This is a genomic window from Streptomyces sp. NPDC006544, assembly GCF_040611715.1.
GTDB lineage: Bacteria > Actinomycetota > Actinomycetes > Streptomycetales > Streptomycetaceae > Streptomyces.
On record NZ_JBEXOV010000054.1, the window covers coordinates 1 to 16,838 of the forward strand.

Consider the following 16,838-nt stretch of genomic DNA (forward strand, 5'->3'; position numbering starts at 1 on the left):
CGGCTGTTCGGCCGCCGCTGAGCCGGCCCCGCACGCCCGGGCCCCGGCCGCTCCAGGCCGGGGCCACGACACTGCTCAGCCGTGCAGCCTCCGCCACCAGGAAGCGAGAGCCGGCAGATCCGGCGGCTCGCTCCCGGTGACGCTGGGCGTCTCGGCGAACCGGACCGCGAACGCGGCATCCGCGCGGGGCAGCTCGTACCGGTTGCGCGGACTCGCGTACCGGGGCGCACGGCTCTGCCAGGTGATGGAGCCGGCCACGTAGTGCCCCAACGCCGCCAGGTGACGGCGCAGTTCCCTGTCCGCGCCCTCCTCCAGCCGCACCCGCAGGCCGATGAAGAGGTCCATCACCCGGTCGCGCAGGGCCACCGCGAGCGGAACCGCCTCGGCGGGCGAGCAGTTCTCCTGATTCGCGAGGACATTGACGAGGTTCACCTCCCTCGGCTCCAGGTGGTCGTCCTTGTCGTAGGAGAACAGGTCGTTGTCCGCGCTGACGACGAATCCCGCGGCGTCCGTCAGCGTCGTCAGGGCGGGCGAGCAGAGGACATCCGCCGCCAACTGGTCCCCGCGAGCGACGTCGGACCAGGTCAGCGAGAAGCGCGTACCGTTCGCCAGCGGACCCATGGCGACGAAGTCGTTCAGCCCCGGCACGGTCCCCGCCTCTGCCTGGGCCGCCCGCCAGGCGGCCCCGAGCAGCCAGTCGCGCGTGCCCTCGGCGAACCTGCGCAGCTCGTAGGGCGTGAGCATGGCGTGGGTACGGTCCACCAGGTCCACCAGGGCGCGGGTCATGGGCCCGTCGGGCAGCACCGAGGCCCCGGGGTCCTCGATGGTCCGCAGCAGACGCGCGCCGTGCTCGACGACGGCGGCCGTCCCCACCTCGTCGGAACCCGAATCCTGCCAGTCGTCGACGGCGTTGGCCCAGTAGTTCCACTCGGCGAACAGCAGGACGGCCTCCGCGCTCCCGTCCGGGACGACGCGGCAGGAGAAGTCGGCACTGTGGGTGGCGAGACCCCATGCGCGTTCCACAGGATCGGGGTACACGCCGAACGCGTCCAGCCACTCCACCGCCCGGGCCTCCACCTGTTTCGCCTCGGGATGGACGAGGTCGCGCTCCAGGGGGCAGTAGAAGGACGGCAGGCGCGGACCGAGGAGTGAGGGGCGCGGTGCTCCGGTCATCGGCCACCACCGGTCCGGAAGAGCAGCAGCCGCGTCTGCACGGCGTGGTCACGCCAGAGCCGGAAGAACTTGCTGTGCGTGATCGTCGACTGTTCGAGCCGTTCCTCGCTCCAGGCGCCGGGCTCGACGCCGGGGCCCGACCGGAGCCGATCGAGTTCGGCGGTGTTCCACGCCATGGACTGCACCCAGAACTCCGCCACCGAGTCCGTCACGTCCTCGTCCCGCACCAGCTCGAAACCGGCCCGCTCGGCCGCGGCCAGATATTCGCCGTGCCCTCCCAGTCGTGTTCTGTAGTAGCCGTTGATGAATTCGAGCCACTCGGAACGGACCACGAAGTGCTCCTGGATACCGAACCACCCGCCGGGCTCGAGCGCCTTGGCGACGACCTCGAAGAGCCGGTCCCGGTCGGTGTAGCCGCTGCTCTCGTTGGCGTAGACGGCGTCGTACGCACGGGTCTCGTCCAGGTCGTGCACGTCCGCCAGGACGGGATTCACCCGGGCCTCGAGCCCTGCCTGGAGGGCGAAGCGCCGCACGATCGGGACGTGTTCCGTCGCGACGGTCAGGCTGGTGACCGAGGCCCCGTGCTCCTGCGCCCAGTACAGCGAGGTGCCGCCCAGACCGCAGCCGATGTCCAGCAGCCGTCGCGGCGGCGCCTCGTGGGCGCCCCACGACCGGGCCGCGTGCTCGACTATGCGCTCCTGCGCGTCGAGCAGGCACTGCTTCAGCGCGCTCTGGGAGACGGTGGTGTCAGGAGGGCCGTCGGGGTACAGCCCCACGTGAAAGTGCACGCGGGGGCCCGGGCCGTACTTCTGGAGGATCTCCTGTGTCTTGCGGCTGTAGTAGATCTGCACGGGATCGTCCGCGGCTGAGCCCTGGTCGCTGCCTAAGGACGATACGAGGGGTGTGACGCGCATGGGGTGTCGCCCTTTCGTGGGTAGGGCTGCCGGGCTGCCTCCGGGACGCGCTGCCGCTCCCCACCGCGTCCCGAGCGGCACACTGTTGAAGCACGGATCATCGTGGCACTTCGCGGGCGTCACGTCAGCCCACTGGAGCAACACAGAAATCAGCGTCGGCGCACGCGGCGGCGTCGAGGAACCGCGCCCGCGGACGGCCGGGCCGGACGGGACTGGGCCGGACGGAGGCCGGGAGGGACGGCCGGGACGGCCGGGATCCGAGGTGCTCCGGCGCGCGGGTGAGGCAATCCGCCTCGCGGACCGGCTGCGGCGCCGCCTGACGGACGTACGGGCTCCGGCTCAGGCGAGGGGCTTGGATTTCCTCGAGGAGTTTCCCTGCGGCGCGTTGTCTCGCCTACGGTCGGCTCCATGAGCAGTGACGGCGTGGTCGTGGACGAGGCAATCCGTGCGGCGTGGGACTCCTACCGGGTCCTGGAGAAACGGACTTCCGCCAAGGAGCGCCAGGAGGCGCAGCAGCGGGTCAAGGCCGCGATGGACGCCTACGGGCGTGAGGAGGTGTCCCGGGGCACGGTCTTCCTGGTGGGCGTGCTGACCGGCTACCTGATCGCCGAACAAGCCGGTGCCGAGGATCGCCTTGATCCGCTCAGCGATCTGATCCCCGCTGTGATCCGCAGACTGCCCACCTTCGAGCTGGCCGACCCGGCTCAGGTGCCGATGGTCACCGGTGTCCTCATGGCTGCCGCGATGGGCATGGACACCGTGGCGTGGCGCGACCGGTTCGGACGGATTCCGCCGGAGGAGGCTCTGGTACACGGCTTCGTGTTGTGGCTGCTCGCCGACCTCTTCGATTCCCTGATCGGACAGCCCGGAGCCATCGACCGGATGATGCGGGAGACCTTCCACTCCATGGCCGCCGACCGCGGCTGACGTGCGGACGATTCCGAGCCGTCCGAGCCGACCGGCCGGGTCGGCCCCCAGCCCGGACCGGTCGCCGTCCTGATGGCGGTCACCCGCGCTGACCAGGTCGTCCGGATGCGCCAGCACTCCACCTCGTGTCCCCTCGATGTACGCCAGGCGGGGTGACACGGGTGTCCCGGCGCAAGAGTGCACGGGCTGCGGAGCCTCGGGCTGTTAGAGAGGCAGTGCGGTCTGCGCGATGCCGTAGGCCGGCCTACGGGCTCTGCCCGCATGAGGAACGAGGGGCGCAATGCGCGACATGACCACGCCCGGCCGACACCGCCATCCCGGCAGCCCGCTGCGGGGAAGGGTCGCGGTCGTGACCGGCGCCGCACGCGGAATCGGTGCGGCACTGGCACGGAACCTGTCCGAAGCGGGGATGTCCGTGGCGCTGCTGGGCCGCGAGGAGGCATCCTTGCGCGCGACGGCGAGGACCCTGCCGAACCGCAGCGTCTGCGTCGAGGCCGACGTCACCGACAACGCGGCACTGCACGCAGCCGCCCGGCACGTGGAAGAGGTACTGGGACCGGCCAGTGTGGTCGCCGCCAATGCCGGCATCGCCGTCGGCGGCCCCTTCGACCGTACGGCGCCCGACCTGTGGCAGCGCGTGATCGACGTCAACCTCACCGGATCCGCCAACACGGCCAGGGCCTTCCTGCCCCATCTGACCCGCACGCGTGGGTACTTCCTCCAAGTCGCCTCCACCGCCGCGCTGGGCTCCTCCCCCATGATGAGCGCCTACTGCGCCTCCAAGGCCGGCGTCGAGTCCTTCGCCCTGGCGTTGCGCAGCGAGGTGGAGCCCGACGGTGTCGCCGTCGGGATCGCCTACGTCCACTGGACCGGCACTGCCATGATCAGCGGCCTCGACGACCTCCCCGTACTGCGGGCCCTGCGCCGCCACCAGCCCCGCTTCGCCCGTCGGGTCCGCACTCCCGAGCAGGTCGCCGGCTGGCTCGCGGAGGGGATCACGCGCCGCTCCCACTCCGTCTACGCCCCGCCCTGGTTGCGCTGGTGCCAGCCGCTGCGGCCGCTCTTCCCGCCGATCGTCGCCCGCATCGCCCGCCGCGAGCTGCGTACCTCCGCGCGCGGCGAGCTGACGGCCGACGCGGTCGTCCTGGGTGCCGGAGGCCTCGCCGACTGGCACGCCTGGAAGCCGCCCGCGGGCTCCTGAGCCGTCGGCGGCCCCGTCGTGAGATCTCTGGCATCGGTGCGTCCCTCTGGGCGGTGGCTGCCCCGTCGTCCTCGTAGGCCGCCGGGCAGAGGCATCTGTCGGTCCACAGTGCCTCGCCCTGCCTGCGGCAAGCGAGCACCTCCTTGGTGCCTCGCCCTGCCTCCCGCGTCCTGTGCCGCGCGGTAAAAGTTTCACGAACGGCCCAACCGCGAACGCAATATGATCATCTTCCTTGCCGAGTCCGTCACCACCCCGACGTGACGGCTCGCGATCAAGGAGGTCCGCATCCCCCATGAGGCTCCCCCGCAAACGCCGCGTGGACCGCACCCGCAGTACGGACCAGACCGAAGGCCCCGAGCAGACAGACGGTCCGGACCAGACCGAAGGCGCGGAACAGGCGGACGGCCCGGAACAGACGGAAGGCCCACAGCCGACGGAAGGTCCGGAGCGCACGCGGCGCCCTACGGGCCGTACGAAGACCCGTGAGGGAGCCGGCCGGAAGGCCCGTCGCCTCCGCATCGACTTTCCCCGGAGAGGCCGCAGGGGCTGGCGGCGCTGGACGCCCTCCTGGAAACTGGTCTCCGGCCTGTTCCTCCTCTTCGCGGGCGCCCTCGCCGGCCTCTTCACCGCGGTCTACATGCGGGTCGAGATCCCGGACCCGCACGATTCCGCGCGCCGCCAGGCGACCGTCTACTACTGGGCGGACGGCAGCCGGATGGTGAGCATCGGCGACGTGAACCGGCAGGACGTGAAGCTCTCCCAGGTGCCGGAGTCCGTCCAGCGCGCCGTCATCGCCGCGGAGAACGAGGACTTCTACAGCGACTCGGGCGTCTCGGTGACGGGCATCGGCCGCGCCGCCGTCAACATCGTCAAGGGAGAGGAGACCCAAGGCGGCTCGACGCTCACCCAGCAGTACGTGAAGAACACCTATCTGAGCCAGGACCAGACCGTCCAGCGGAAGATCAAGGAACTCTTCCTCTCCCTGAAGATCAGCAACCAGCGGCCCAAGACGGAGATCCTCGAGGGGTACCTCAACACCTCCTGGTTCGGCCGCGACGCGTACGGCGTGCAGGCTGCCTCGTACGCTTACTACGGCATCCCGGCCGCGGAGTTGAACCCCAGTCAGGGCGCCCTGCTGGCCGCTGTGCTCAAGGGCGCGGAGAGCATCGACCCGTCCCTCAGCCCCGAGAACCACAAACGCGCCGAGGACCGCTGGAGCTGGATCCTGGACCGTGAGGTCGACACGGGTGCGATGACCGCCGAGGAACGCGCGAAGTACACGGACTTCCCCGAACCGAAGCCAACCGTCAAGCCGACCAGCCAGGCCGGGCAGATCGGCTACCTCGTCGACATCGCCAACAAGTACCTCAAGAGCCGCAGCGGGATCACGGACAAGGATCTGGCCGGGGGCGGCTACAGCATCCACACCACCTTCGAGAAGGACAAGGAGTCCGCACTCACCAAGGCCGTCGAGCAGGTGCGCGCGGACCGGCTGGACCCGAAGAACCGCGCGGAAGACCAGTACGTGCAGGTCGGCGCCGCGTCGATACGCCCCAAGGACGGAGCGATCGTCGCGCTCTACGGCGGCTCCGACGCGATCGAGCACTTCACCAACAACGCGGACACCTCGGGCGTGCCCGCGGCCTCGGCGTTCAAGCCCTTCGTGTACGCCGCCGCTCTGGAGCAGGAGCTCGGAGGCACGAAATCCCAAGCCGAAACCCCTGCCCCGGATCCCCTGAAACCCAGGGCGGCGGGAACGGCCCCCGCCTCCGCACACCTGCGCTCGGCGCTGGTGGATTCCGACCACATACCGTTCGTGGAAGCCGGCAAGAAGGTCGGGCTGAACAAGGTCAAGGACCTCGCGGTCGCGTCGGGACTGCGTGAAGAGAGCATGGCCAAGCTGGAGCCGACCTTCTCCATCGGTACCTCCACCCCCAGCGCCGTCCGGCTGGCCAGCGCCTATACGACCTTCATCAACGAGGGCCAGGCCACCGAGCCCTACTCGGTGACCGAGGTCGAGCGGAACGGCGTCGCCGTGGACGGCTTCGGCCGGCCCAAGCCGCGGCGGGCGATGAGCTCCGACACGGCCGCGATCGTGGGCGGGGCGCTGCGCCACGTGGGGTGGAACGCCGTCGGACCTCCGAAGAACCAGCTGACCTACGTCCCGTCCTGGGCGGGCAAAACCGGTCCGAACGACCGTATGAACTCCGCCTGGTTCATCGGAACGACGCCGGAGCTGAGCACCTCGGTCGCGATGTTCCGCACGAAGCCCGACGTCACGCAACTGCTGCCCATGCAGGGCGTCGGCGGCCCCGATTCCGAGCGGGGCAGCGCCTTCCCGCCGCTGATCTGGAAGGCCTACACCGACGTGGTGGTGCCCCCGCCGGCGTCCCCGTCGATCGGTCCTCCCCCGGGAGGACCGTGACGGCCCCGTAGCGCGAGCCCATCCCCGGCGCCGGTCGGATCGTTGTCCGGGCCTGGAGGCCTGACGGTCTGCCTGCCGGCAGGGGCTGGCAGGTGGCTCGTACGGGACTGGAGGCGTTCGGGCCGGACGCCGAGCTGTCGCTGCTCATCGCGCTCACCCACGCGGCCGAGGACGACGAGGACGACCGCGCCGAACAGGTCTACCAGGACGCTCTCGAGGTGGTCCCCGACCACCTCGGGCTGCTCGCCGGGTACGCGGAGCTCTGCCTGCGCAGCGACTTCCAGGACCGCCCGGCCCGCAACACCAGAGGTCCCGCCCTCGCTGCGCGGGTGGCCGAGCCGGCCCCCGACTCCCCCGCGATGCTCGGCGTGCCGTCTGCCCGTGGGGTGACCAGGGCAGCCACGGCACAGTGATGGTCACCGACCCGAAGCTGGTCGCCCGGGCCGACTCCCTGAGCGCGAGCTGCGCGCGGCGCTGGTCCAGCCGGCGGACGCCACGCCTTGATCTGAAGCCGCAGCTTCGCCCCGCCGTCGAAGCCCGCCGCGTTGGAGCGGGCAGAGGCACCGGGCCGTCCCACCGGACGGCGCCGTAGGCAGGGACGGCGCGGCGGCCGGTGCCGCTGTGGCCGTGGGGGCCGTCCCGTCGTGGACGGTCGACGCCGCCGCGGCGACGTCGAGCAACGTCGTCGTGGTCATGGCGCGTCAAGGCCAGCCGGGTACCGGACGACACGGCTCCCCTCGCACCGCCGGCCACGGAGCCACGGAGCCACAGGGCCACGGAGCGGCGGGTTACCGCCGTACGTAGTCCTGGCGGAGGGCCTCCAGGATGTCGGCGGCCTCGGGGAGGTCTGCGCTGCGGCACCGGGCTGCCGCGGCAGTGAGCCGGGCTACCGCGTCCTGGAAGCGGGCGAGGCCCTTGCCCTCGATCAGGGCGGCGATCCGGACCGCTTCGGCGCGCGGCACCTCGCCGTGCTCGCCGCCCTCCTCGTGGGCCGCGATGGCGGCCTCCGCCTCGGGCAGGGCCTCCTCGAAACGCTCGACGTCCGCGAGGACACAGGCCCGGCGGTAATGCACGGTGCCGCGCTCGTACCAGTGTGCGAAGTCCTCGGCGTCCTGCGGCACTCCGGCGCGGACGGCGTCCGCCCGTGCGAGGTGCTCGAGGGCCGATTCCAGGCTCTGGGGCTCCCCCGCCCGCACCGTGAGACGCGCGAACTGGCACATCATGCTGATGATCAGCGATGGGTTCGGTGCCTCGGCGTGGGCGGCTACCGCCCGCTCGTAGACGGTGGCCGCCGCATCCCACCGGTCGGCCATCGCCAGAGTGATGGCCGCCTCCGCCGCCACCAGGGTCTGGACCGGGCGGTCGTCCTCCCACGCGGCGACGGTGTCCGCCAGGCGCAGGAACTCCTCCGCTGCGGGCAGGTGCTCGCCGAGTTCCCGCAGCCCGCGGGCCAGCGACAGACGGGCCTGGGCGAACGCGCGTTCGTTGTCCGGGGCGTGCGCCTCGTCCACCAGCAGGGATTCCAGGACGGCGACCGCGTCCTCCGGCCGGCCACCGCGCCCCAGCACGTCCGCGAGCTGGAGGCGTACGTCGATGGCTTCGGCGAGCTCCCCTGCCTGGTCGAACAGCGCGGCTGCCTCGGAAAGATGCCGTACGGCGCCCCCCAGGTCCCCGAGGTGCGAGACCGCGTGTCCGAGCAGGGAGTACGTGGGGGCCAGCGCGAAGTCCGTGTCGTCGTACCGGGCCGCGTCGGCGAGCGCCCGGTGCAGGAGCTCCGCCGCTTCGTCGGGCTCGCCCTTGGAGAGCAGGAACTGCGCGAGCAGCGCACGCGGGCGTGAACCGCGCCAGGGTCGCACGGAGGCGTCCACGGCGTCGAGGGCCGCGCGCAGCAGTTCCTCGGCCGCTTCCGTGTCGCCTCCTCTGCCGGCCAGGTCCGCGGTGAGCTGCAGCGCGTTGGCCACGTGGTGGGGTACGGCCAGCCGCTCCGCCTCGGCGCGCAGCGTCCGGGCCAGCTCTTGGAACCGCTCCGCGGCGGTCCCCTCCGTCTCCGGCAGGTCCCGCAGCGCATCCTGGTAAGCGGCGTAGGCGGCGGAGTACCGCACCGCGAGGTATTCCAGCGCGGTCTCCTCCGTCAGGGGGGCCTGGGTCTGGAGGCGCTCCGCTTCGGCCAGGACGTCGTCGAGGCACGTGCGGGTCGCTTCGCGGTCCGCTTCCTCGGGGCTGCTGCTCCAGGCCAGGGAGCGGGAGCGTGCGTTGAGCGCGTGCCAGGGCATCCGCAGGCCCTCGTACAGTGCGGCCGCTCGCTTCAGCTCGACGGCGCTCTCCTCGTCCCGGTCCTTCTTGGCGAGTTCGTAGGCCCGTTGGTCGGCGAGCTCTGCCGTCAGGAGGTCCTGTGGGCCGAGCTCGTCGTCGTGGGCGGCGCTGTCGTTGGCCAGGCGTTCTTCGATGCGGTCCCAGAGCCGCTTCGCCCCGGGGTGTCCCGCGGCGGCCAGCCGGCGTGCTTCGCGGACCAGGGTGGCGAAGTCCTGGGAGAGGTCCGCTCCGGCGGCGGGTGTCACGGCGTCGGCGGGCGCCGCGGCAGGGGCCGCGGACGCGGCGGGGCGGGTGCCTTGCGTGCGCAGACCGAGCGGGAGCGGCTCGTCGAGGAGCGGGCGTTGCGCGAGGCGGGTCCGGAAGCGGTCTCCGACGGTGCTGGTGGCGTTGCGCGCGTCGAACGCGGCCGCGAGCCGGCCGGCTTCGGAGCGGACGTGGGCGAGGAGCGTTCCGGCGGTCCAGTCGTGCCCGGGCGGTCCGGCGACGGCGGTGTCGGCGTGCCCGTCCTCGACGAGGCGGGTGAGCAGCACCCCGGCTCCGGTGAGGAAGCCGAGGTGCGCCAGGGGGGCGCCGGTGGCCTCGAACAGCGGGCGGTTCTCGGCGAGGATCTCCAGTCCCCGGCCCTCGTTGCGGGAGAGGGCGCAGAACTCCAGGTGGAGGCCCACGGCGTCCTGCGTGCCGGTGTTCCCCCGGACCTGGCGGTAGCCGCTGAGGTGGTGGGACCGCGCCTCGTCCGCCCGGCCAGAGCGCAGCAGTGGCAGCAGCGAGCGCGACCGGCTCAGCTGCGGCTCCTCGGCGCACCCGGTCTCGCCGTCGAGGACGGCACCCCAGATCTCGAGCGCCCCTGCGTCGTCACCGGACTCGACCTGGTGCTCCGCGAGGTGCCGGATCTCGCATGCCTCGCAGTCGCTCAGCTCGGTACGCACGCGGGTGGCCCAGAGGTCGTAGGCGTCGGCGAGGCCGCTGCCCGTGTGGTTCGCGACGTGGTAGCGCATCGCCGCGACCGGCTGCATGCCTTGGTCGGCCGCCGTGTAGCGGCCGCGCATCGTGTCGATCCAGCCGTGGATCGCGGCCAGCGGTACCTCGGGGACTTGCAGCAGAGAGGTGGCGACCCATTTGAAGCGCCAGAAGACCTGATGGGCCTCCCATGGGCTGAAGGTGTCGGGGACGGTGTCCCACAGTTTGAGCAGCCGGGCGAAGACGACGGGCGACTTGCGGTGCTCGCCGGTGAACTCGTACGAGGCCATCAGCTCCAGCAGCGCCGTGACGAGGGTGTCGGGCTCGTCGAGGAGCTCGGCCGCGTCGACGATCTCCTCGGCGGTGACGGTGCGCTGCAGGCCGTGCGGGCGGTCGTGGTTCTCGCGGAGCGCCTCGACCACGGCCTCGGGGGTGTCCAGCATCTACAGTTCCTTCCGGGGCTCGGATCCGGGTGCAGCCGTGCCGCTGTGGTGCATGGCGTGGGTGAGCAGGCCGCTGAAGGCCCGGTTCAGCAGTGCGCTCTCGCTCGCCCGGAGCGGGCGGCGGCTGAGCAGCAGCGCCTGGCCGTAGAGGGCTTCGGCGGTCGTGACGGCCAGCCCGCGCTCGGCGATGGTGATCGCCTGGCGCACCAGCGGGTTGAGGTGGTTCAGGACGAGCTGGGCCCGCGGGGTCCCGTTGCGCAGGGACCCGAGGATGTCGGCCCACACACCGTCGCTGTCGGCGGCCAGGCTCGACCTGGTCCGCTCGTGCCGGGCCTCCCGGTTGTCGAGGAGCAGGGCGGAAGCCGTGACCGGCTGGAAGTCGCGCAGGACGACGTCGCAGTCGTTCCGCAATAGCTCAGGCCATCGATAAGGCGAGGTCAGAGCGGGCCGTACGCGGTGGTGCACGTTCGCTCGCGCGCCGACAAGGGGTCAGCCGATGCGGACGGTGACCTCGGGGAGGGGTATGTCGGAAAGGTTCAGCTGGAGGCCGGTCACCGTCAGGTAGGTCTGCGAGTCCGTCAGGGCCGAGGTGGTGGACGGCGACTGCGTCTTACCCCGCGTGCTCACCAGCAGGTACCAGCCCCCGCGCTTGTAGCTGCGGGAGGCGTCGGGGCGGTCGCCGTTCGGATTCAGTGTCCAGCCCTGGCGCTCCAGGTCGGCGCAGATCGCGTTCATCTCCGACTGTGCGGCGGTCTGCTCGCGGACGGCCGCCCAGCCCGTCCTGTTCGAGTCGGCGCCTGCTGCGCCTATCGGGCGGCCCTGCGCCGGGTCGAGGCCCGACGCGCTCACTGCGGTCCGGATCACCTCGTCCACGGCGTCCCGCGTGAGGGGAGGTGACGTGGACTCCGGTGCGGGCACCGCTGAGGGGGACGGCGTAGGCGCGGGCGCGCCCAGATGGATGCGCCCGTCGTCATCTATCTGGACGTGGTCCGGCAGCACCGCGGCGGCCAGACTCACGATCAAGGCCGCGGCCAGCCCGATCCATACCCTCTTCAACAGCGCGTTCAACGCGAAGCTCCCCCCGAGTGATCAATTCTGAGGGAGTCTCACACATACCGCTCGGAGTCCGGACGTCCGCATCTGCTTCCGAGCCGCGCCAGCGGCGACCGCGGTGAGCGGCGGCGGTGAGCGGCGGCGGTGGCTGTCACCCGACCGCAACGGCAGCGCGGCCGGGCCTACGGGACTGCACAGCCATCTCCTGGCGACCCGCCGCAACCTCCCGCCCCGCAGCTCACCTTGGTGGTCCATGCGGGCCTGCCGACCGCCACGACGAGGCGCGTGTCGGCCTCCATGGCGACCTGGTGTTTTCATCTCGATCACCTGCGGGTCCCCGGCCCCTGGCGGGGCATATCTCGTTCGCCCGGACGGATCAAGCGTGAGAGCCTCACGCCTGTGGCTACGGAAACCGAGGTGGGAGAGCTGTTGCACCAGCGTGGCTGGCGGACGGCATTCACAGTCGCCGAAAGGGTGAGCGCGTGGGCCGCCCTGGTCAGCTCCATCGAGCGCGGCTACGGCGACGACATCTACGAGTACACCAACGACCTGTACTGCCGAAACTGGCTCCACGAGGGGTGGCTCCTGCTGGACGAACACATCGTTCAGCTCTGGACCCCGCAGATCAAAGCCCTGGACGACCGGTACAAGGCCGCGACCATCGATGACGACGGCCAAGCACTTGACCAGTTCCACAAGCTCCCTGGCCCCGACCTGTGGTGGTGGCGGCGACACCCCCGCATCCTTACCAAGGACCTCGGGCGTTCGCTTCGCTCGGCCGGCGCCATCGGCACCGACCCGGACACAGCATGACCCTCAGCCTCCTGGGAGTACGGGACAGCCCTCAGCTGCGCGGCGGCGAGTTCGGTGAAATCGGTTCCCGAGGCGGCGTGAGTTCCCGTTCCGGCACCTCCTTCGCCTCTCTCACTGCCCCCGCGCCCAGCCTGACCCGCGTACGGGCCCGCGGCCCGGTGCAGGGCGACGGACGGCTCCATGGGGGTGGTAGACCGATCCGACACGATCGGCAAACCGCGCCCGGGGCTCGTGGTCTGCGAAGCTGCCCGCATTGCGTGCAGGTTGCCGGACTGACCGATCGTCCCTGCTTACACCTCCGTGATGCCCGCCTCATGAAAGCCGGAACCAGGAGCGTTGACCGCTCACCGCTGCCACACCCCCAGAGGATGACCCACAGTGCCAGCACCTGAAGTGCACATGCAGCTGATGACCCTTCGGGAACAGCTTGAGCAGGGGCCGCCCCTCTCGCTGGAGGAGCGCGAACAGCTTCACGAGCTGGTCCGCAACATCGAGGCCGATATCGAAGTCGAATCGACCACGCGGCGAAACAGTCTGGTCGACAGAGTCGACCGAGCAGTCGAACGGTTGGGGATCGACCGCCCCGACCTCGCTGGAACCCTGGGGAACATCAGTGTGTCCCTCGCGAACATGGAAATCTGAGCCCGGAACGCGGGACACGCGGGAACGGCCGCAACCGTGAAGTCGGCTCCTCACGCAATCCCCCTACTCGGCGCTTCGATGCCCCGCGCACGGGTGATGCGTGTGGTTGACGGTGTCCGGGCGTGATGCGGCTGACCTCTGCAACGGCTTTCGTGACGACGAGAAGAGGCGCCGCGTCCAAGGCGTCACGCGTGATCGTCTGACTGACCACCGCGATCCGCGGGAGTGTCTGCCTCATGAGGTTCCGGAGGCAGCTGAGCGTGTCGTACCGCGAGGTATCGATGCAGGATCCGAGCTGAAAGGGCGTGTCATCGTCCGCCGAAAACTCTTCCTGCCCACCGATTCGGCAACCGTAGACTTCCCGAGCTGCGGGAACACGACGGGTACGAAGAGAGGGGCCTGGACATGGGCGCGAGCGGTTCGGCCGAACGTGAGCCTGACCTGCTTTCCGCGGTCCGGGCCAGAGATACCGCCCTGGTGAGGAGCCTTCTCCGGGAGGGTGTAGGTCTTGACCCCCGGGAGGGTGAAGGTATCGATGTCCGGGACGCCGCGTTCGGCGTAGCGGTCCGGATGCACTCGGGAGACCTCGCCCAACTGCTGCTCCAGTACGGTGCAGAGCCGGGCGCGTGTGGACCGGGCGAGCTTCCGACACTGCGTGAGGCGGTCGATTCGGGCTCGCCCGCGTTGGTGGAGGCGCTCCTCGACCACAGCATCCGGGACAAGTACCCCGTATCCGAGCTTGCGGAGATGCGGGATCTTGCGCGCCGCTGGCACGAGTCCGGGGTCGAAGCCGAACTGCGGCGTCGCACAGGTTCCCAGGAGACCCCCGCCTGTACCCGGGTCGAGGACGACGAGTACTACAGCGTCGGCGAGTACGCCCTCGGCCCGATGGCCGTCCGCGACGGGCACGGGGCGATCCTCACGGACCTGGAGGAGCTCCTCGGAGTCCGCACGGAGTTCGAGGAGCTGATGGCACGCGCCTTGGCCCACGATCATGACCACACCGCATGGGCAAGGGCCACCATCCTGCTGGCCGGCCGGCGTGACCAGGCGATCTGGACGGCTGCCGCGGCGCTGCGCGCACATGCGGACCCGTCCCACCGGTTGTTCGGCGCCGAGGTACTGAGACTGACGCATCTTTTCGACGACAGCGACGAGGACGCGTTCGCCGGCCCCGCCCTGAACGTCTTCACGGACTGGTCGGCCGAAGAGACGGACCTCACGGTGCTCACCGAGGTCCTGGTCGCCCTCGGAGAGCACTCCGATCCGCGCGCTGACGCGGCGCTCCTGGCCTACGCGGGCCACCCCGATCACCGGTTGCGGGGCGCCGTGGCGCGCGGGTTGAACATGTGGCCCGAGCAGCGTGCCTTTTCCGATGATGTTCGTGAGGCGCTGCTGGTGCTGATGGCGGACGCGGACGCGGTGGTACGGCGCAATGCCTGCCTCAAGGTCGGCGAGGGCAGAGGGCGACATCCCGCCCTTGCGGAGGCCATGGCAACCCTGCTCGACGACGTGGACCGGCGGGTCCAGGTTGCTGCCGTGTACGGGCTCGCTCTGCACGACGACGAGCGCTGCGTGGACGCGGCACGTCGCCTCGGTCCGCCGCGGCCCGGCCTTGCCGGGGAGGAGGATCACCTCGACGCGGTGTGGCGCTACGAGCGGCGTCGCGACGGTTGTTGACCCAGCGGACGCTGCTGACCGTGCCGATGGGATCGACGAGCTGGATACGTACGGTCTTCTCCACGCCGGCTTCCGGGGCGTGGCCGCCCTCGAAGCTCGAGCGGCCTGCCTCGGCATACCAGGCCAGCGGCTCACCATCGGGAACCAGCCCGGCTCCCGCGAGCGGGTGGTCAAGGGAAGCGGTCTCGGATCAACGATCCGGGCCAGGTCTGGAGGCCGTGGGGCTCCTCCCGGAACGGGCGGGGTGAAGAGCGACGCCCGGTGTCCGTGGGCCGTTCTGCTCGAAGCCCGGGGAGCCGAGCGCCCCGGGGACCGGATCGTAACGGCTGCCTGGGCGAGGATCGGCGCGAGGGGCGGGGTCAGAACCACTCGGGATGGCCTCCTCGCCGCTCGCACCTTCCGCCAGCATGACCGGCCCACGACCGCGGAGCCCGGCGCGCGCCCCCAACAGGCCGCTCTGTCGCTCAGAAGGCCTCAGGGAGGAGTCGCTCTCTGCGTACGCTCGGCACCCCCCGAGGCGGATTCAACCGATGTGCCGGCCCACGCCCGTGCCCCAGTCGACGCCCAATGCGACAGCCACCTTGATGCGCTTGCCCACCGGCTCGCGGTGCATTTCGAAGCTCCGGCACACGGCCATGACGATTTCCAGACCGTGCTGGCCCACTCGGTGCGGGTCGGCCGCCGCGACCACCGGCAGCGTCGGCTCGCTGTCCCAGACGGTCACCTCGACCGCACCGTCGCGCGCCTCCAGCACCAGCAGGTACGGACCCGGCGCGTACTTGCGGGCATTGGTTGCCAGTTCGGACACCACCAGCTCCACCTGTCCCGTCACCCGCTCGGACACCGCCAGCCCGTGTTCCACCTGGAGATCCGTCAGAAAGGACGAAGCCAGTCGGCGCGCGTCCGAAATCGCCTGATCGTCTTCGAACGCAGCGGACACCATCGGCGCATGCCCCGCCAGCAGCTGCCCGCTCTTTCCTACCGCAGCCAGATCCATACAGGCCGTCCTCCTTTTGCACTCCCCCGACCGGGCGCGTCTACCCTAAAAACTTCATCTCAGTCACCGGTAGCAGGCGAAGTCAGGCAGCGTGTGTCGTCTCGTCGGAACGGGGAGCTACCGCGGTTCAGCCGGAAGAAGAAGCCGGGCCCGTCTCCGGGGGAGCCTGTCCAGGCGCGGGAGACGGAGCAGGGACACCGTGCGGGTTCTCCCTCTCCGCAGCCGGGTCCGGGTTCGGGGCCGCGGCCGGCGTCGGGAGCGGCGTCGGGGCCGGGGTCGAGGTGTCGGTCTTGGGCTCGCAGTACACCTTGTCGTGGGAGAACTTGCAGCCCGGCAGGTTCTCCCCGTCCGGGCCTTTGTTCGTCTTGCCGTGGCTGGGAGTTCCACGTTCCTCGCCGTGGCGCTTCTCGCCCTCGCCGACGTGCCCGCTTCCGGCCTGCTCGACGAGACCACTTGCCTGTGCCGCCGCCGGGGCGGTCCGCGGCGCAGCAGGGGCGGCAAAAGCACCGGAGGGAACCAGCACGCCCCCGCCGACCATCGCGGCCGAAACGGTGAACATCGCGAAACGCTGCTTCCGGGACACGCAGGCCACGGCCAGTACTCCAAGGAACGACAACGGGGAAAGTGATATCGGAGCATCTAAGACTGAATGTCTGTTTTGCCCTCGCGTTAAAACCCTGCCTTCCGGACCTCACGAGGGTGTCCTCCGGCTGTCACAGGCGTGTGACGGCGGCCATCCCCGGACGGGACCCGTTCCGCGCTTCCGTCCGGGCTCGCAGCCCGCACCGCCCCAAGACCCCGCCAACCCCGCCCCCGCCGGCAGAACGAGGGCATGGTGTTGGTCAGTGGCCGCGGGGGGCGTACATGATCACGGCCATGCCGGCGAGGCATACGAGGGCGCCGATGACGTCGTAGCGGTCGGGGCGGTAGCCGTCGGCGACCATGCCCCAGGCGATTGACCCCGCCACGAAGATGCCGCCGTAGGCGGCGAGGATGCGCCCGAAGTTGTCGTCGGATTGAAAGGTGGCCACCACCCCGTACAGGCCGAGGGCGATGACGCCGGCGCCGATCCAGATCCAGCCCCTGTGCTCGCGGATGCCCTGCCAGACCAGCCAGGCGCCGCCGATCTCGAAGAGGGCGGCGACGGCGAACAGGGCAATCGAACGAGCGACAACCATGCCGTGATCCTACCGACGGCCAGTGTTCGTGATCTTCAGCGCGTCACGGGACCCGCATCGGGCCTCCATCCATGAGCCGCCGCGCTCACCTACTGGTTCTGCCTCGCGCCGGAGCGGCTGAT

At 70.6% G+C, this 16,838-nt stretch carries 14 protein-coding genes and 1 pseudogene; 7 read left to right on the forward strand and 8 right to left on the reverse strand.

The annotated features are described in order from the left end of the window. Nucleotides 1-75: 75 nt before the first annotated feature. Together ABZY44_RS23495 and ABZY44_RS23500 are read right to left on the reverse strand one after the other, a co-directional pair. Nucleotides 76-1,173, reverse strand: a complete 1,098-nt coding sequence (locus ABZY44_RS23495; RefSeq protein WP_356656884.1) for a hypothetical protein — start codon at nt 1,171-1,173, stop codon at nt 76-78. Then, nucleotides 1,170-2,087 carry a class I SAM-dependent methyltransferase gene (locus ABZY44_RS23500; protein ID WP_356656886.1) on the reverse strand — a complete coding sequence of 306 codons (918 nt, stop codon included), beginning with the start codon at nt 2,085-2,087 and terminating at the stop codon, nt 1,170-1,172. The genes ABZY44_RS23495 and ABZY44_RS23500 overlap by 4 nt, the downstream gene beginning before the upstream one ends. A 408-nt stretch (nt 2,088-2,495) precedes the next feature. Between ABZY44_RS23500 and ABZY44_RS23505 the strand changes: the two genes are divergently transcribed. From ABZY44_RS23505 to ABZY44_RS23520, 4 genes are all read left to right on the forward strand, one after another. Then, nucleotides 2,496-3,014 carry a hypothetical protein gene (locus tag ABZY44_RS23505; protein WP_356656888.1) on the forward strand — a complete coding sequence of 173 codons (519 nt, stop codon included), beginning with the start codon at nt 2,496-2,498 and terminating at the stop codon, nt 3,012-3,014. Between the two features lie 280 nt (nt 3,015-3,294). Then, entirely contained in the window at nt 3,295-4,215 is a 921-nt protein-coding gene (locus ABZY44_RS23510; protein ID WP_356656890.1) for an SDR family oxidoreductase, read from the forward strand. 292 nt (nt 4,216-4,507) lie between these two features. Then, on the forward strand, nt 4,508-6,640 hold the full coding sequence (locus tag ABZY44_RS23515; protein ID WP_356656892.1) for a transglycosylase domain-containing protein: 2,133 nt from the start codon (nt 4,508-4,510) through the stop codon (nt 6,638-6,640). Nucleotides 6,641-6,732: 92 nt separating this feature from the next. Next, nucleotides 6,733-7,053 (forward strand): hypothetical protein, encoded by a 321-nt coding sequence (locus ABZY44_RS23520; RefSeq protein WP_356656894.1) that lies wholly within the window; start codon nt 6,733-6,735, stop codon nt 7,051-7,053. A 375-nt stretch (nt 7,054-7,428) separates the two neighbouring features. Here ABZY44_RS23520 and ABZY44_RS23525 read toward each other — a convergent pair whose 3' ends face one another. The 3 genes and pseudogenes from ABZY44_RS23525 to ABZY44_RS23535 form a co-directional block, all read right to left on the reverse strand. Beyond that, a complete protein-coding gene (locus tag ABZY44_RS23525; protein ID WP_356656896.1) occupies nt 7,429-10,353 on the reverse strand; it encodes a hypothetical protein in 2,925 nt (974 codons plus the stop codon). Further along, nucleotides 10,354-10,758: pseudogene (locus ABZY44_RS23530) on the reverse strand (HSP90 family protein); the annotation flags it as partial. 84 nt (nt 10,759-10,842) lie between these two features. Further along, a complete protein-coding gene (locus ABZY44_RS23535; RefSeq protein WP_356656898.1) occupies nt 10,843-11,421 on the reverse strand; it encodes a hypothetical protein in 579 nt (192 codons plus the stop codon). Nucleotides 11,422-11,805: 384 nt separating this feature from the next. On the opposite strand from ABZY44_RS23535, the gene ABZY44_RS23540 reads away from it, so the two are divergent. The 3 genes from ABZY44_RS23540 (at nt 11,806) to ABZY44_RS23550 (ending at nt 14,541) form a co-directional block, all read left to right on the forward strand. After that, nucleotides 11,806-12,219: a hypothetical protein gene (locus ABZY44_RS23540; protein ID WP_356656900.1), complete on the forward strand. Its 414-nt coding sequence runs from the start codon at nt 11,806-11,808 to the stop codon at nt 12,217-12,219. Nucleotides 12,220-12,618: 399 nt separating this feature from the next. Then, nucleotides 12,619-12,861, forward strand: coding sequence for a DUF4404 family protein (locus ABZY44_RS23545; RefSeq protein ID WP_356656902.1), 243 nt, complete (start codon nt 12,619-12,621; stop codon nt 12,859-12,861). A gap of 405 nt (nt 12,862-13,266) precedes the next feature. Further along, on the forward strand, nt 13,267-14,541 hold the full coding sequence (locus ABZY44_RS23550; protein WP_356656904.1) for a hypothetical protein: 1,275 nt from the start codon (nt 13,267-13,269) through the stop codon (nt 14,539-14,541). Nucleotides 14,542-15,064: 523 nt separating this feature from the next. Here the strand turns inward: ABZY44_RS23550 and ABZY44_RS23555 are convergent. From ABZY44_RS23555 to ABZY44_RS23565, 3 genes are all read right to left on the reverse strand, one after another. Next, nucleotides 15,065-15,484: an ATP-binding protein gene (locus tag ABZY44_RS23555; RefSeq protein WP_356656961.1), complete on the reverse strand. Its 420-nt coding sequence runs from the start codon at nt 15,482-15,484 to the stop codon at nt 15,065-15,067. A gap of 181 nt (nt 15,485-15,665) precedes the next feature. Next, the gene (locus tag ABZY44_RS23560; protein WP_356656906.1) at nt 15,666-16,097 is read right to left on the reverse strand and encodes a hypothetical protein; all 432 of its coding nucleotides are present in this window, start codon (nt 16,095-16,097) and stop codon (nt 15,666-15,668) included. Nucleotides 16,098-16,380: 283 nt separating this feature from the next. Continuing rightward, complete coding sequence (locus ABZY44_RS23565) at nt 16,381-16,716, reverse strand: YnfA family protein (RefSeq protein WP_356656908.1); 336 nt, start codon at nt 16,714-16,716, stop codon at nt 16,381-16,383. Between the last annotated feature and the right edge of the window lie 122 nt (nt 16,717-16,838).

What these genes read in the sequence shown, in the direction of transcription:
- ABZY44_RS23565 (WP_356656908.1), bottom strand. Translation starts at nt 16,716, where the DNA reads ATGGTTGTCGCTCGTTCGATTGCCCTGTTCGCCGTCGCCGCCCTCTTC.
- ABZY44_RS23525 (WP_356656896.1), bottom strand. Translation starts at nt 10,353, where the DNA reads ATGCTGGACACCCCCGAGGCCGTGGTCGAGGCGCTCCGCGAGAACCAC.
- ABZY44_RS23560 (WP_356656906.1), bottom strand. Translation starts at nt 16,097, where the DNA reads ATGTTCACCGTTTCGGCCGCGATGGTCGGCGGGGGCGTGCTGGTTCCC.
- ABZY44_RS23550 (WP_356656904.1), top strand. Translation starts at nt 13,267, where the DNA reads ATGGGCGCGAGCGGTTCGGCCGAACGTGAGCCTGACCTGCTTTCCGCG.
- ABZY44_RS23495 (WP_356656884.1), bottom strand. Translation starts at nt 1,173, where the DNA reads ATGACCGGAGCACCGCGCCCCTCACTCCTCGGTCCGCGCCTGCCGTCC.
- ABZY44_RS23500 (WP_356656886.1), bottom strand. Translation starts at nt 2,087, where the DNA reads ATGCGCGTCACACCCCTCGTATCGTCCTTAGGCAGCGACCAGGGCTCA.
- ABZY44_RS23515 (WP_356656892.1), top strand. Translation starts at nt 4,508, where the DNA reads ATGAGGCTCCCCCGCAAACGCCGCGTGGACCGCACCCGCAGTACGGAC.
- ABZY44_RS23510 (WP_356656890.1), top strand. Translation starts at nt 3,295, where the DNA reads ATGCGCGACATGACCACGCCCGGCCGACACCGCCATCCCGGCAGCCCG.
- ABZY44_RS23555 (WP_356656961.1), bottom strand. Translation starts at nt 15,484, where the DNA reads ATGGTGTCCGCTGCGTTCGAAGACGATCAGGCGATTTCGGACGCGCGC.
- ABZY44_RS23505 (WP_356656888.1), top strand. Translation starts at nt 2,496, where the DNA reads ATGAGCAGTGACGGCGTGGTCGTGGACGAGGCAATCCGTGCGGCGTGG.
- ABZY44_RS23545 (WP_356656902.1), top strand. Translation starts at nt 12,619, where the DNA reads ATGCAGCTGATGACCCTTCGGGAACAGCTTGAGCAGGGGCCGCCCCTC.